15 protein-coding genes are annotated in these 13,558 nt (G+C 51.9%); 11 read left to right on the forward strand and 4 right to left on the reverse strand.

All coding sequences use genetic code 11. The features are described 5' to 3' along the window. Positions 1-68 precede the first annotated feature (68 nt). Positions 69-1,340, reverse strand: coding sequence for a PTS sugar transporter subunit IIC (locus tag PGR09_RS05835; protein WP_047048286.1), 1,272 nt, complete (start codon positions 1,338-1,340; stop codon positions 69-71). Between the two features lie 169 nt (positions 1,341-1,509). On the opposite strand from PGR09_RS05835, the gene PGR09_RS05840 reads away from it, so the two are divergent. The 7 genes from PGR09_RS05840 (at position 1,510) to PGR09_RS05870 (ending at position 6,918) form a co-directional block, all read left to right on the forward strand. Then, on the forward strand, positions 1,510-1,821 hold the full coding sequence (locus PGR09_RS05840; protein WP_015366647.1) for a PTS sugar transporter subunit IIB: 312 nt from the start codon (positions 1,510-1,512) through the stop codon (positions 1,819-1,821). A 14-nt stretch (positions 1,822-1,835) separates the two neighbouring features. Then, complete coding sequence (locus PGR09_RS05845; RefSeq protein WP_047048289.1) at positions 1,836-3,158, forward strand: PTS sugar transporter subunit IIC; 1,323 nt, start codon at positions 1,836-1,838, stop codon at positions 3,156-3,158. Positions 3,159-3,183: 25 nt separating this feature from the next. After that, positions 3,184-3,498 (forward strand): PTS lactose/cellobiose transporter subunit IIA, encoded by a 315-nt coding sequence (locus PGR09_RS05850; RefSeq protein ID WP_047048292.1) that lies wholly within the window; start codon positions 3,184-3,186, stop codon positions 3,496-3,498. A gap of 43 nt (positions 3,499-3,541) precedes the next feature. After that, the gene (locus tag PGR09_RS05855) at positions 3,542-4,447 is read left to right on the forward strand and encodes an ROK family protein (protein ID WP_047048294.1); all 906 of its coding nucleotides are present in this window, start codon (positions 3,542-3,544) and stop codon (positions 4,445-4,447) included. Between the two features lie 77 nt (positions 4,448-4,524). Further along, the gene (locus tag PGR09_RS05860; RefSeq protein WP_047048296.1) at positions 4,525-5,484 is read left to right on the forward strand and encodes a LacI family DNA-binding transcriptional regulator; all 960 of its coding nucleotides are present in this window, start codon (positions 4,525-4,527) and stop codon (positions 5,482-5,484) included. Between the two features lie 21 nt (positions 5,485-5,505). Continuing rightward, complete coding sequence (locus PGR09_RS05865) at positions 5,506-5,712, forward strand: hypothetical protein (RefSeq protein ID WP_047048299.1); 207 nt, start codon at positions 5,506-5,508, stop codon at positions 5,710-5,712. A 168-nt stretch (positions 5,713-5,880) separates the two neighbouring features. Beyond that, positions 5,881-6,918, forward strand: a complete 1,038-nt coding sequence (locus tag PGR09_RS05870) for an aldo/keto reductase (protein WP_047048302.1) — start codon at positions 5,881-5,883, stop codon at positions 6,916-6,918. 117 nt (positions 6,919-7,035) lie between these two features. Here the strand turns inward: PGR09_RS05870 and PGR09_RS05875 are convergent, their stop codons facing one another. Together PGR09_RS05875 and PGR09_RS05880 are read right to left on the reverse strand one after the other, a co-directional pair. Next, complete coding sequence (locus PGR09_RS05875) at positions 7,036-8,217, reverse strand: aldo/keto reductase (RefSeq protein WP_430915897.1); 1,182 nt, start codon at positions 8,215-8,217, stop codon at positions 7,036-7,038. 46 nt (positions 8,218-8,263) lie between these two features. Next, positions 8,264-9,250 carry an aldo/keto reductase gene (locus PGR09_RS05880; RefSeq protein WP_047048305.1) on the reverse strand — a complete coding sequence of 329 codons (987 nt, stop codon included), beginning with the start codon at positions 9,248-9,250 and terminating at the stop codon, positions 8,264-8,266. A 212-nt stretch (positions 9,251-9,462) separates the two neighbouring features. On the opposite strand from PGR09_RS05880, the gene PGR09_RS05885 reads away from it, so the two are divergent. Next, on the forward strand, positions 9,463-10,371 hold the full coding sequence (locus PGR09_RS05885) for a LysR family transcriptional regulator (RefSeq protein WP_315710423.1): 909 nt from the start codon (positions 9,463-9,465) through the stop codon (positions 10,369-10,371). Positions 10,372-10,398: 27 nt separating this feature from the next. Here the strand turns inward: PGR09_RS05885 and PGR09_RS05890 are convergent, their stop codons facing one another. After that, positions 10,399-11,298 carry a LysR family transcriptional regulator gene (locus tag PGR09_RS05890; protein WP_430915898.1) on the reverse strand — a complete coding sequence of 300 codons (900 nt, stop codon included), beginning with the start codon at positions 11,296-11,298 and terminating at the stop codon, positions 10,399-10,401. A 139-nt stretch (positions 11,299-11,437) separates the two neighbouring features. On the opposite strand from PGR09_RS05890, the gene PGR09_RS05895 reads away from it, so the two are divergent. The 3 genes from PGR09_RS05895 (at position 11,438) to PGR09_RS05905 (ending at position 13,476) form a co-directional block, all read left to right on the forward strand. Further along, on the forward strand, positions 11,438-11,743 hold the full coding sequence (locus PGR09_RS05895) for a superoxide dismutase (protein ID WP_315712787.1): 306 nt from the start codon (positions 11,438-11,440) through the stop codon (positions 11,741-11,743). 11 nt (positions 11,744-11,754) lie between these two features. Beyond that, on the forward strand, positions 11,755-12,444 hold the full coding sequence (locus PGR09_RS05900; RefSeq protein ID WP_063447078.1) for a type 1 glutamine amidotransferase domain-containing protein: 690 nt from the start codon (positions 11,755-11,757) through the stop codon (positions 12,442-12,444). Between the two features lie 84 nt (positions 12,445-12,528). Then, positions 12,529-13,476 (forward strand): aldo/keto reductase, encoded by a 948-nt coding sequence (locus PGR09_RS05905; protein ID WP_315710427.1) that lies wholly within the window; start codon positions 12,529-12,531, stop codon positions 13,474-13,476. Positions 13,477-13,558: the final 82 nt, after the last annotated feature.

The raw sequence follows: 13,558 nt of genomic DNA on the forward strand, positions 1-13,558 counted from the left end.
TTTTCGTGATTAAGGTCACGAATTAAGCTTCTGCCCACGAGAAATGGGCAGAAACAGAAAGAGGAGCGTTATTTTTCCAGCTGCATCAGCTGGCGTTCGTGAACCTTAAAGAATGGACGATAAAGCATCCATGCGTTGAAAAAGGCAAACAGGCACATACACATATTCTTCCAGCTACCGTTGGCCGACCATGCTGCACCCAGCGGTGAGGGCATTGACCATGGCAGCATTGCAACGGCCCTGTCGAGGATACCCATTTGCGTCAAATACCAGGCTATACAGGCATTTATCAACGGAACAAAAACAAAGGGCAGTAAAAAAACCGGGTTCATGATGACGGGGAAGCCAAACAATATTGGCTCATTAATATTGAACAGAGAAGGCAAAAGACCAATCTTTCCCACACTCTTCAACTGCCTTGAGCGGCTTCGCATTGCCATAAACACCAGTGGCAACGTTGAGCCGATACCGCCAATCAACAGATAAAAATCCCAGAACCCCTGGAGATAAATATGGGGTAGCACAGCCTCCCCAGCAGCCAGGGCTCGCTGATTTTCAAACAGATAGGTGAGCCAGAACGGGTTCATGATACCCGTTATGATCAGGGCACCGTGTATACCAACAAACCATAAAAGATTACACAGAAACAAGGAGATAAGCACCGCCGTAAGAGTATCCGACGCCACGATAAGTGGACGTAATGCTTCCCCAATCAGTTGCGGCAAAATCTGTCCGGTCGTCTGCAGCATCACGGCATTCATCACGCTGATGGAAAGCATAATCACCAGCAGCGGCATCAGCAGCTGGAAACCATTCCGTGTCATCACCGGCACCTCATCCGGCAAACGAATGCACCACCCTTTATTATAAAAAAACCTTATGATTTCAATCGAATATGCGCTTGAAATGAGGGCAGTAAAAAGTCCCATCCCTCCCAGAAAAACATTCGTCGCGCCATTATCCCGAAAACCGATAAACAGCAGAAAGGCGAGACATCCGGTGAGCCCGCATAACCGTTCCGGTAATTGATATTGCTTGGCAAGGCTGGCACTTGCACCAAATGCAACAATCAACGCCACCAGGCCGAGCGTCAGCTCAAAGGTTGGTAACAGCATCGGACGCAGCAGCAGATAAAAAGATCCGAATCGTGAGGTGCTTGAAATGGCGAACGGTGGAAACAGCATTGGCACCATCAGACTTCCCACGATGACAAAAGGCATTGCAAGAGAAAAGCCGTCTCGCATTGCTGTAATGTGTTGATTCTTAGTGATTATGTTCGCCACCGGCGTGAGGCGTTGCTCTATCAAATCCACAGCAACATTCATCAAATGAATGTTCATAAGTCGACCTTAGTAGTTCTTGAATAGCAGGGATGATCGCGCACATTCATACAAAGTGAAAGGTGCTCTCAAGTGATCGTGGTCACAATTACCTTATCCGTAAACGGAAAGCGCTTTCCGTTTTGTTCCGTGGTGACTATATTCCAGCCATAAATTCAAAGGAGACGTTATGAAAAAAATCATGTTGTGTTGTTCTGCCGGGATGTCTACCAGCCTGCTGGTAAAAAAAATGGTCGATGAAGCGCACAAGCGTGGCCTGGAAGCGGAAATCAAGGCGTATGGCGTTGCCGAATTTGCCGAGCAGGTTGGTCACTACCAGGTGGTATTGCTTGGACCACAGGTGAAGTACATGCAAAGCGATCTACAGAAACAAGCCGATAAATACGGGATCCGCGTTGAGCCAATCAACATGATGGATTACGGCATGCAAAAAGGGGGCGCCGTTCTCGATTTCGCCCTCTCCCTGATAGATAACAAATAACGAAGGGAAACCCTATGAGCTCTCTGTACGCAAAACTAATTCAGGTTATCGAAAAGAAAATTACTCCGATGGCGGGCGCCGTCGGCCAGCAAAAATATGTCACCTCCATTCGTGACGGCTTCATTACCGCTCTGCCGTTCATGATTGTGGGTTCTTTTATGCTGGTATTTATCTTCCCCCCCTTCTCGCCCGACACGTCCTGGGCCTTCGCCAGGGCATGGCTGCAATTCTCGCTTGATCATCGTGATGCACTCATGCTGCCCTTTAACTTCAGCATGGGAATTATGACGATCTTTATTTCCGTCGGGATTGCCGCAAGCCTGGCCAAACACCACGATCTCGATGCACTTACCGCCGGGATGCTCTCTTTAATGGCCTTTTTGCTTGTCGCTGCGCCATTGAAGGACGGGCAGATTTCAACGGCCTACTTCTCCGGTCAGGGGATCTTTACCGCCATTCTGGTGGCTATTTATTCCACGGAACTTTACGCCTTCCTGAAGCGACACAATATTACCATCCGCCTGCCGCCGGAGGTCCCAGCCGGCGTAGCACGCTCGTTTGAGATCCTCATCCCGGTACTGGCAATCGTCATCACGCTGCATCCGCTGAACCTGCTTATTGAAGCGCAACTGGGGATGATTATTCCCGAAGCAATTATGTCGCTGGTGAAACCGCTGGTTGCCGCGTCCGATACACTCCCAGCAGTGCTACTCTCGGTGCTGGTGTGCCAGGTGCTCTGGTTTGCCGGTATCCATGGTGCGCTGATCGTCACCGGTATTATGAACCCTTTCTGGATGGCAAACCTGTCCGTAAACCAGGCGGCAATCGCCGCGGGTGAAGCTATCCCACATATTTACGTTCAGGGTTTCTGGGACCATTACCTGCTAATCGGTGGTGTTGGCTCGACGCTGCCGCTGGCCTTCCTTTTGCTGCGCAGCAAAGCCATCCATTTGCGGACTATTGGGCGAATGGGCGTGGTACCAGGGGTGTTTAACATTAACGAACCCATTCTGTTTGGTGCGCCCATCATTATGAATCCTCTGTTTTTCCTGCCGTTTGTGCTGGTCCCGATGGTCAATGCCACCTTCGCATGGTTTGCACTGGATCTCGATTTAGTCAGCCGTGTGGTGTCGATGACGCCATGGACAACACCTGCACCCATTGGCGCGTCATGGGCAGCCAACTGGAGCTTCAGCCCTGTGATCCTGTGCCTGATATGCATGGTGACATCTGCTGTCATGTACTTCCCCTTCCTGAAGGCCTACGAAAAACAGCTTCTGGAACAAGAGCATGAAAACGCGGTTGAACATGCAGAAGATGCGGCCCAATCCGCCTGAAAGTAGAAAATAGAGGGAAAAAAACATGGAATTAGAAGAACAAGTTATGGGCATCATTATTAACGCGGGTCAGTCGCGCAGCCTGTGTTATGAAGCCCTCGGCTGCGCAAAGCAAGGTGATTTCGAAGCCGCAGATCAACTAATGAAAGAGGCGACTCATTTCGCCCGTGAAGCGCACCTTGTTCAAACCCAGCTCATTGAAGCCGATGAAGGCGAAGGGAAAACCAAAATGACGCTGGTGATGGTGCATGCGCAGGACCACCTGATGACCTCCATTCTGGCCAAGGAGCTGGTGACCGAACTTATTCACATTTACCGTACACGCCAGCAACAGGCATAACGACAGCAGAGAGGCCGCGGCCTCTCTTATGACAGAGGATTGTATGCATTATCTTGGACTGGATATTGGTGGCACAAAAATGGAAGCTGTATTGCTTTCAGCTCAAGGCGATTATCTCTGGCGTAAGCGCCAGCCGACTCAGAAAGAAAGTTACGCTGAATTTATGCTGCATCTGGTGAGCCTTATTGATGATGCCCGCGCGGCTAGCCCGGAACCCTTCACTGTAGGGATCGGTCTGCCAGGCGCAATTGACCCGCAAACGGGGCTCATCAAAAATTGCAATTGCCTGGTTCTTAATGGCCACGATCTGAAAGCCGATCTTGCCACACGCATCCATCAGCCAGTGTGGATTGCCAACGACGCCGATTGTTTTACCCTCTCTGAAGCGGTAGATGGTGCTGGTGCAAAGGCAGACACCGTATTTGGTGTGATTATCGGTACGGGTTGTGGCGGTGGTGTTGCCGTGCGCCAGCATTTGTTACAAGGTCCAAACGCCATTGCCGGTGAATGGGGACACAACCCGCTTCCGGGTTACGCGGCAGCGAGTGACGGTCCCGCTCAGCCCTGCTATTGCGGGAAAGACAACTGTATTGAAACCTTTATTTCCGGTACCGGGTTTGCCCGTCGCTTCCCGGGAAATCTGACCTCTCAGGAAATTATCAACGCCGCAGAACAGGGAGATCCGAAGGCGTGCGAACACTGGCGCCATTTTATTGATGTATTTGCCCGTAGCCTGGCGTCAGTCATCAATATTCTGGATCCCCAGGTCATTGTGTTAGGAGGAGGATTGTCGAATGTCAGCAGAATCTATGATGATCTGCCTGTCGCTATTATTCCTTATCTCTTTTCTGAAACCTGCCATACGCGCATTGTTCCGGCGCGCTTTGGCGATGCCAGCGGCGTACGCGGCGCAGCCTGGCTTCCCCGGCTGAACGCGCACGAAACATAAGCGTCATGACCGGCGACGGGACGATTCTTCGGGAGGGTTATGTTAAGATGATGAAAACTCACCACGCAGAAAACGCTATGCCAACGATTGATGATGTATCTCGATTAGCCAATGTTTCCAGAGCAACGGTTTCCCGCGTGCTGACGGGAACCCGAGGTGTTCGCGAAGAGAGCCGTGAGGCGGTATTGCGGGCCGTTGAAGAACTCAACTACCGCCCAAGCTTCGCCGCGCAAAACCTGGCGAGTCAGTCATCAAGCCATATCGGTGTGGTACTTTCCTCACGTGATGAAAGCAGTGGCGCGCGTATTCTTCCCGCGCTTGCGCGCGCAATGAAAGTGCTGAACAAAACGCTGATCGTCCAGTATGTGGATAATGACTTCGAACATGCAGCTTCGGTAGATGATTTACAACGGCAATGCGCCGCCGTTGTGGTGTTCGGACCAGTTGTACCAGGCAGTGGCGATAACGTGATTTCTTTCGACCGGCCCGTGGTGGATGCGAAAATTCAGGGCTACGATTTCGCATTTGCTACGGAGAGCGCCTGCCGCTACATGATAGGTAAAGGCCATCGCAACATCGCGCTGGTTATCGATAACGAGACGGATGACGCAAGCAAGCGAATGGTTGAAGGTTATCGCAACGTGTTGCAGAACTACTCATTTCCGTTTAATCGCCAGTTGGTATTAACTGCCAATGAGAGTGTCGAACGCGCGCTGTTGACGCTTATTAATAGTCTGAGCAAGTTCTCTTCCATCGTAGTTAAGCGTGATGCTTACGCTGCAGAGGCCATGCGCCTGTTCCGCGAATTTAATATTGCCGTGCCTCAGGAAGTATCCCTCCTCAGTCTTGAGGATTCTCCGTTGGCCACGCAGTTATACCCGCAACTGACCTGTATTTCCTGGCCAATGGAACCCCTCCTGCACCAGTGTGTACAGCGCATTAAAAGCATCGTTGAGGGTCGTCCGCTTCGCGAAACGGAACTGCCACCGATAATTGGTAAGCTTACGCCTCGCCAGTCGGTGCTGGAAATGAGTTAACTATTTTTCAGGAGTGAAGATATGAATGCAGCCCAGCTTTTGTGTTCTCTGGCATTGATTTTGGTCGCATCCTTTCGCATTTTTGCGCAGGAACCAGGGCTCCCGCTGAAGGAACAGATCAATACAGATGAAGGTACAATCTGCGTTTATGAACGCGGGGAACACCGTGAAAAAATTGTTATTCCTGTTGGTCAAGCGTGCCCGAAAACCTCACCCAACAATAATTAATGATGTCAGGGGTGTAGGCGCTGTCCTGGTATGTAAAATCCAATGACGATTACGCCCATCTGTGAAAAAAACTCACAACACCATTCGATGACGCATGCTGGTTCCCTTCATGTCAGTGCAATACCCTGTCACACACAGAATTGCTGGCAATAAAAGAAGGAACACAGAATGAAGTATGTGAATCTGGGTCGTAGCGGTTTGAAAGTCTCCCGTCTTTGCCTCGGTTGTATGAGCTATGGTGAACCTGAACGTCTTCCTCAACCCTGGTCCCTGGATGAAAAGGCGTCACGTCCGCTCATTCGCCAGGCGCTTGAAGCGGGCATTAATTTTTTTGATACCGCGAATATCTACTCGGGCGGAAGTTCTGAAGAGATCACTGGAAAAGCACTGAGAGAAATGGCCAGGCGCGATGAGATCGTTGTGGCGACAAAGGCCTTCTTTCCGTGGCGCAACTCACCCAATACCGGGTTTCTTTCCCGCAAAGCCATTTTTCAGTCTATTGACGATAGCCTGATGCGCTTAGGTATGGATTATGTGGATCTCTTTCAGATTCACCGCTTTGACCACTCCACGCCTGTTGAAGAGACCATGGAGGCTCTGCATGACCTCGTTAAATCAGGAAAAGTACGTTACATCGGCGCATCATCTATGGAAGCCTGGCGCTTTGCAAAAATGCAGCATATGGCAGAGCGTAACGGCTGGACCCGATTTATTACGATGCAACCGCAATACAATCTGCTTTACCGGGAAGAAGAGCGCGAGATGTTGCCCCTGTGTGAAGACCAGGGAGTTGGTGTGATCCCCTGGAGTCCGATGGCACGCGGCAGGCTCACGCGCGACTGGAGTGTCACGTCCCGACGAACGCAAAACGATGCCTTTGCGTTAAAAATGTATGAGAACGCAGCCCTTCTGGATAAGCCCGTTATTGATGTTGTTGCCAGCATTGCTGAAAAGCACCATGTGCCAAGAGCCCATGTTGCAATTGCCTGGTTGCTATCAAAAACGGTCATCACAGCACCGATCATCGGCGCGACGAAACCAGAACATCTTTCCACGGCTATCAGCGCGCTGGACTTTTCACTTAGCGATGACGAAAGCATGGAACTCGAGGCACACTATCTGCCGCACCCCGTCGACGGGATCATCCCCCCACTTCCGGATACGCCACCTTCACTCACGCCGCCTTCAGCAATACAGGACTGTTAATGCCCTGAGCGCGTTATGATTTAGTCCATTCATGTGGTTTATCCCTGACAATAACACAGAGGGAGACATTATCTACAGTCTCCCTGTGACAGTAAGTATAAAGGTGGCCATCACCGTTTAACTTTTATCAAACTGACTTTCGGTAAACGGATCTGCGCGACCGCCCTGCAATGGGATCCTGGCAAGCGCTGCATCGATTTCGCTTAATTCGCTGTCCGTCAACCGGACTTGCGGTGCACCGCTGTTTTCTATTAGGTGCGGATATTGCGTCGTACCCGGGATAGGGACAATCCAGGGCCGCTGCGCCATCACCCAGGCCAGCGCGAACTGAACCGGAGTGGTGTTTTTGCGACGGGCCCACGACTGCGCGAATTCAAGCAGTACCATGTTTTTGGCCAGGGCATCGGGCTGGAAGCGTGGCAGGTTATGCCGCCGATCTGTGCTGTCGAACCGCTGGCTTGGATTGACTGCCCCGGCAAGGAAACTGCGGGCGGTCGGGCAGTAAGGTACGAAACCGATACCCAGCTCTTCGAGTGTTGGAAATATCAGTGTCTCCGGTTCACGCCACCACATGGCATACTCACTCTGCACTGCAGCCACAGGGAGTACCGCATGTGCGCGGCGGATTGTCCTGCCACTGGCTTCCGACAATCCCCAGTGTTTCACTTTACCCTCCTGGATCAACGCCTTCACGGTTTCCGCCACATCCTCAATCGGCACATTCGGATCGGGGCGATGTTGATAAAGCAGATCGATGTGGTCCGTTTTCAGACGCTTTAGCGAACCCTCTACGGCGCGGCGGATATGTTCAGGATGGCTGTTGAGGGAGGTTGGCTTCCCCTCCTCCACGCCGAAACCGAACTTAGTGGCAATCACCACACGATCGCGAACGGGGGCCAGTGCTTCCCCGACAAATTCTTCACTGAGATGAGGGCCATACACCTCGGCAGTATCAAAGAACGTAATGCCTTGTTCGAAGGCGGCCCGGATGAGCGAAACCATGGCTTTACGATCGCGCGGACCACCGCCGTAATACCCCACCATAGGCAGACACCCGAGTCCCATGCTGGAAACCTCCAGCGAGCCGAGTTTACGCGTGGTTAAGGTCTCCTTCTGGACGGGAACAGCATCCGATGGGGCGTTCGACGTGTCCTGACCAGCCGGTTTCGCCATCACTGCACCGCTCCTGCCAAGGGTGGTTGTGGCCAATGCCAGACCGGCTCCGGCGATCAGAAAATTGCGACGATCCTGGGAAGCGGGTACGGAAGCAGAATGCTGGTCATGCATCATCTTGCTCATAAACTGGAACTCCCTATAGCGAAGAAAGGATTCATTAATTTGGTCCTTACCAGGCATAAGCCTGTGGCGCTTCTCCCCCGGGGCCGGGCCAGATTTCGTCGAGACAGCTCATGGTGTCGTCTGATAGCGTGATTGTCGTTGCGTGAAGCGCCTGCTGGAGTTGTTCGACCGTACGAGGCCCGATAAGTGGAGCAGTAACGACAGGATTCTGCAGGAGCCAGGCAAGCGCCACATCGGAAGGGGTTTCGTCGAGGTCCTCACATAATTCTTCGTAGGCTTCCAGCTGTGGACGATACTGTTCGATTAGACGGGAAAACGCGGGTCTTGCACGGCGCCCGCTTGCCATCTTTTTCAGTACGCCGCCAAGCAACCCTCCGGCAAGTGGGCTCCAGGGAATCAGTCCCAGGCCAAAATGGCGGCATGCGGGAATGACCTCCAGCTCAACAGTTCGGGCAGTCAGATTGTAGAGACTTTGCTCAGCAACCAGGCCAAGGGAATGACGGGCCGTAGCAACTGACTGCGCAGTCGCAATGTCCCAGCCCGCGAAATTACTGCTACCGATATAAAGCACTTTTCCCTGCTGAACAAGGAGTTCCATGGCCTGCCAGATCTCTTCCCATGGCGTATAGCGATCGATGTGATGCATCTGATAGACGTCAATATGGTCGGTCTTAAGCCGTCGCAAACTGTCCTCGCAGGCCTTGCGAATATGGTAAGCAGAAAGACGGCGATCGTTCGGACCCGGTCCCATAGGCTGATAGACTTTCGTCGCCAGAACGATACTGTCTCGCCGGCCACCCTGCTGGAGCCAGCGACCAATAATCTCTTCGGACAGCCCCGAGCCTTGCTGGATATCGGGTGATTGCTCAGTGCCATACACGTCTGCTGTATCAATGAAATTTATACCTGCCTCAAGCGCTTCATCCAGAATGCGGGCGCTGGTTTTCTCGTCGGTGACGTCACCAAAATTCATGGTTCCGAGACAAAGGCGGCTGACTTTCAGGCCGGTGCGGCCAAGATGCGTATAGTTCATACACGGCTCCGTTAGGTGAATGTTCCGCCCTGACCGACGGCCAGAGCGCATAATTTTCAAGAATAACGAAGCACAACGTGTTCAGTGAGAGGCGATGAGTGGATGGACTTGTGAAATAAATTCAGCAACGGATTAGCGCTAATCGGTCTATGGTGTATATCATTTCCGTATCAATACATTCGGGCCTTAACGCACAAGGAAAACGATTCTGTATGCAAATAAGCAGAGCTGATGTCGCCGATCTCATTTATTTCATGGCTATTGCACGTCATCGCAGTTTCAGCCGTGCGGCGATTGAATTAGGTGTCAGTGCATCAGCGCTTAGCCATGCCCTGAAGGGACTGGAAACCCGGCTCGGGGTTCGCCTCCTTAATCGCACGACCAAGAGCGTTACACCTACGGCTGCAGGTGAAGAACTGGTTCAGTCTGTACTTCAACCTTTCGACACGATAGAAGGCGCGCTTGAATCGCTTAACCGGTATCGTAATACCCCTACCGGACGTATCCGAATCAATGCTGCCGTTGAAGCGGCCAATCTTATGCTTGCGCCAGTTATGCCCGCGTTTATGGATCGCTATCCCGATATTGAAATTGATATTGTGGCCAGCAACCGTATGGTTGACGTCACTGATGCGGGCTTCGATGCGGGTATCCGCTATGGTGGCACCGTCCCGGAAGACATGGTTGCCCGGCGTTTATCTGCCGATATTCGCTGGGTTATCGCAGCATCCCCCGACTACCTGGAACGTTACGGAACGCCTGAACATCCGGATGATTTGTTACACCATCGCTGTATAAGCAATCGTCTCGGCGACGATCGGATTTATCGCTGGGAACTTGAGCGAGACGGCGAAACGTACCAAATCACTGTGCCTGGCTCAATGACGGTCAACCAGGCTGAAACGGGTCTTGTGGCCGTATTAGGCGGGGCCGGCCTGATGTATTTTCCGGAGCCTCTTGTTGCACCCTATGTGAAGGATGGACTGCTCCGCCTGGTGCTTACGGAATGGTCCCCGCTGGAGGAAGGTTTTTATATCTATTATTCAAGCCGCCGGCAACTACCGACCGGGCTTCGCCTTCTGATTGAGTTCATACAGGAAGCCCGGCCGCTGGGGTTGTGAAATAACGCCTCCATACTAAACGAGGCGTTATCGTCCCGTAGCGGATATCAGAAAATCAATCAGGGCCTTCACTCTTTTCGTTTTACCCGCGTTTTTGGGGTAATAGAGATACACTGGCGGGTAGGTTTTCCAGTAGCTCTCCATCACGGGTATAAAGCGCTCCCTGTCCGGCTGTAACTGCCAGATGGGTTCAAACAAACGTCCGATTCCCTGGCCGTTACGGATCCCGTCTGCCATAACGTCAATATCGTTGCTGATTAACTGTCCGGGCATCTCAACCGTCAACTGCTCTCCGCGATCGTTCAGAATCAACGGAAGGATGCGGTTGTTAGTAATAAAACGGTAGCCAATCAGCTTGTGTTGACTGAGGTCAGCCGGCACCTCGGGCATTCCATGCTCGCTGATATAAGCTGAGGATGCATATAACCCTTCACGAAATGGTTTCATTAACGGCCGCGCCACCACCCCACCTTCGAGGATATCGCCAAAACGGATCCCAAGATCAAAACGCTCTTCGATAACATTCACGGTACCGTCGTAAACCGAAATTTCAAGCTGTATACCCGGATATTGCTGACAGAATTTCGCCATTGCAGGCTTAAGAATTAACAGATAGGCAAAACGCGAGAGCGTGATTCGCACGATACCAGAGGGCTCCTGATTCTGGTCGCGAATGCTTTCAAGCGAATTTTCCAGCGACTCCACCGCCGCAGCGGTCTGTTCCAGCAACAGCTGCCCAGTTTCCGTCAGCTCAATACGGCGGGTCGTACGCACAAAAAGCGGATGGCCAATATGATCTTCCAGCAGCTTAAGCGCATTGCTGACGGAGGGAGGCGTAATTTCCAGTTTTCTTGCGGCTGCCGAAATATTGCCCTCACGTGCAATGCTCTGAAAGATCCGTATCTGGTTATACAGGGCGTTATTCATAATGTTTTCCTAAAGCAATCTCCGCCTGATTATTAAGTACAGTCTAAAGATGCTTAAGTCAATGCTCCTCTAATCTTCGTGAAATTCGCCTCTTATACTTTTATCTCTTTCTACAACGACCTGAGTTCAGGAGACTATGATGCGAATTTTATGTCTGGATATCCCCGCACCTGGAGCATCGCTGGAAAAATATGCTCCACACCTTAACGCTGAAGCGCTGCACGCCTGGGGATTGTATAAATCCGGCTTCATCCGCGACATCTACTTCCGTCAGGACAGACCTGGCGTCGCTATTTTTCTTGAATGTGACTCTGTCGATGAAGCGATGAACGTAATGGGCGAATTCCCGCTGGCAAAAGCTGGCTTATTAAGCTTTGAGTGCATTCCGCTTGGCTCCTTTATTAACTGGGAAAATCTCTTTGCCGCTGAATTTAAAAATAAATAGTGAGGCCCGATATGAAACCTGCAGATAAACCCGTGCTGTGTGTCGTTTCCAGTCATCCGATTAAAGGCGCATCCGGTGTACCAACCGGTTTTTTCCTGGCTGAGCTGACGCATCCGCTGAAAGTACTGGAAGATGCCGGACTAAAAACGATGATAGCCAGCATTCGCGGGGGACAGCCGCCGGTGGATGGATTTGACCTCAGTGACTCTGTCAACGCCTGGTTCTGGAACGAAACCGATTTTCAGCAGCGCCTGGCCACAACGCCTGCGTTATCTGAGCTGAACGGTTCCGATTACAGCGCCGTTTTCTTTGCGGGCGGGCATGGAACCATGTGGGATTTCCGCGACAGCCATGATGCCCAGCGTATTATCCGCGAAGTGTATGAAAGTGATGGGATTGTCTCAGCCGTCTGCCACGGGCCTGCGGCACTGGTTGACGCAAAGCTCAGCAGCGGCGAATACCTGGTGAAAGGCAAAAACGTGGCGGCCTTTACCAACAAGGAAGAGGAAGAAGTTCACACTACAGATGTGGTTCCCTACCTGCTTGAGACTGCACTCCGCGAGCATGGCGCGCTTCATCATGAAGCCCCGAACTGGTCTGAAAACGTGGTTACCGACGGACGCCTTATCACGGGGCAGAATCCCGCTTCAGCGCACGGTGTCGGTGTGGCGCTGTTAAATGCCCTCCGCGAGCCAACTTAATTCATTCATCTGTCTTTCATCGTTACTCACCCTCTTTGGCCGGTTTACGTCAGCAACGTTCCGGCCTTTTTTCAGGAGCTGAATATGAAAACTCTTCCTCCAGTCGCGCTCGGCACATGGTCCTGGGGCACCGGCTTCGCCGGTGGCGACACCGTCTTCGGCAATCATCTTTCTGATACTCAGATGGCAGACGTGTTCACCACGGCCATGAGTAAGGGTCTCAACCTCTGGGATACCGCAGCAGTATATGGCATGGGGAGTTCCGAGGCAGCGCTGGGAACATTAGTCCGTCAGTTCCCCCGCGAGGATATGATTTTATCCACCAAATTCACGCCGCAGATTGCGAACGAGCAGTCTGCACAGCCTGTCAGCGATATGCTTGAGGCCAGCCTCGGACGCCTGGGCGTGGACGCGATTGATATCTACTGGATCCATAATCCCCTCGACGTCGAAAAATGGACGCCAGGACTGATCCCACTTTTACAAAGCGGTAAGGTAAAACGCGTAGGTGTTTCCAACCACAATCTGGCACAAATCAGACGCGCCAATGAAATCCTTAACGCTTCCGGTTATTCCCTCAGTGCAGTACAAAATCACTACAGCCTGCTCTATCGCGCTTCTGAAGAGGCCGGGATCCTTGATTATTGCCGACAAAATAACATCACGTTCTTTGCTTACATGGTCCTGGAGCAAGGCGCGCTCAGTGGTCGTTATGATTCAAATCATCCCATGCCTGCCGGGAGTGGCCGGGCCGAAAGTTATAACGCAGTACTGCCGCAGATAGAAAGACTAACCGCCGCCATGAAAAAAATGGGAGCCGAAAGGAATGCCAGCGTGGCACAGATAGCCATCGCATGGACTATTGCGAAAGGTACCCTTCCCCTCGTTGGTGCGACTAAAGTCCATCACGTTCTGGACGCCGCCTGCGCTTCAGACATCCAGTTACGCGATGAGGAAATCATCCTGCTGGAACAACTCGCCGCAGAGACCAGAGTGGATACACGAGGCGCCTGGGAAAAACCGATGGTGTAAAGCCCGTCCGGAACAGACTGTCATGAATCACATTCACGTATGGACAGTTCCGGGCGATCCTAATCTGTATCACTTTTACTGC

The organism is Klebsiella sp. 141251, assembly GCF_050600725.1.
GTDB lineage: Bacteria > Pseudomonadota > Gammaproteobacteria > Enterobacterales > Enterobacteriaceae > Klebsiella > Klebsiella aerogenes.

What these genes read in the sequence shown, in the direction of transcription:
- PGR09_RS05835 (WP_047048286.1), bottom strand. Translation starts at nt 1,340, where the DNA reads ATGAACATTCATTTGATGAATGTTGCTGTGGATTTGATAGAGCAACGC.
- PGR09_RS05840 (WP_015366647.1), top strand. Translation starts at nt 1,510, where the DNA reads ATGAAAAAAATCATGTTGTGTTGTTCTGCCGGGATGTCTACCAGCCTG.
- PGR09_RS05845 (WP_047048289.1), top strand. Translation starts at nt 1,836, where the DNA reads ATGAGCTCTCTGTACGCAAAACTAATTCAGGTTATCGAAAAGAAAATT.
- PGR09_RS05850 (WP_047048292.1), top strand. Translation starts at nt 3,184, where the DNA reads ATGGAATTAGAAGAACAAGTTATGGGCATCATTATTAACGCGGGTCAG.
- PGR09_RS05855 (WP_047048294.1), top strand. Translation starts at nt 3,542, where the DNA reads ATGCATTATCTTGGACTGGATATTGGTGGCACAAAAATGGAAGCTGTA.
- PGR09_RS05860 (WP_047048296.1), top strand. Translation starts at nt 4,525, where the DNA reads ATGCCAACGATTGATGATGTATCTCGATTAGCCAATGTTTCCAGAGCA.
- PGR09_RS05865 (WP_047048299.1), top strand. Translation starts at nt 5,506, where the DNA reads ATGAATGCAGCCCAGCTTTTGTGTTCTCTGGCATTGATTTTGGTCGCA.
- PGR09_RS05870 (WP_047048302.1), top strand. Translation starts at nt 5,881, where the DNA reads ATGAAGTATGTGAATCTGGGTCGTAGCGGTTTGAAAGTCTCCCGTCTT.
- PGR09_RS05875 (WP_430915897.1), bottom strand. Translation starts at nt 8,217, where the DNA reads ATGAGCAAGATGATGCATGACCAGCATTCTGCTTCCGTACCCGCTTCC.
- PGR09_RS05880 (WP_047048305.1), bottom strand. Translation starts at nt 9,250, where the DNA reads ATGAACTATACGCATCTTGGCCGCACCGGCCTGAAAGTCAGCCGCCTT.
- PGR09_RS05885 (WP_315710423.1), top strand. Translation starts at nt 9,463, where the DNA reads ATGCAAATAAGCAGAGCTGATGTCGCCGATCTCATTTATTTCATGGCT.
- PGR09_RS05890 (WP_430915898.1), bottom strand. Translation starts at nt 11,298, where the DNA reads ATGAATAACGCCCTGTATAACCAGATACGGATCTTTCAGAGCATTGCA.
- PGR09_RS05895 (WP_315712787.1), top strand. Translation starts at nt 11,438, where the DNA reads ATGCGAATTTTATGTCTGGATATCCCCGCACCTGGAGCATCGCTGGAA.
- PGR09_RS05900 (WP_063447078.1), top strand. Translation starts at nt 11,755, where the DNA reads ATGAAACCTGCAGATAAACCCGTGCTGTGTGTCGTTTCCAGTCATCCG.
- PGR09_RS05905 (WP_315710427.1), top strand. Translation starts at nt 12,529, where the DNA reads ATGAAAACTCTTCCTCCAGTCGCGCTCGGCACATGGTCCTGGGGCACC.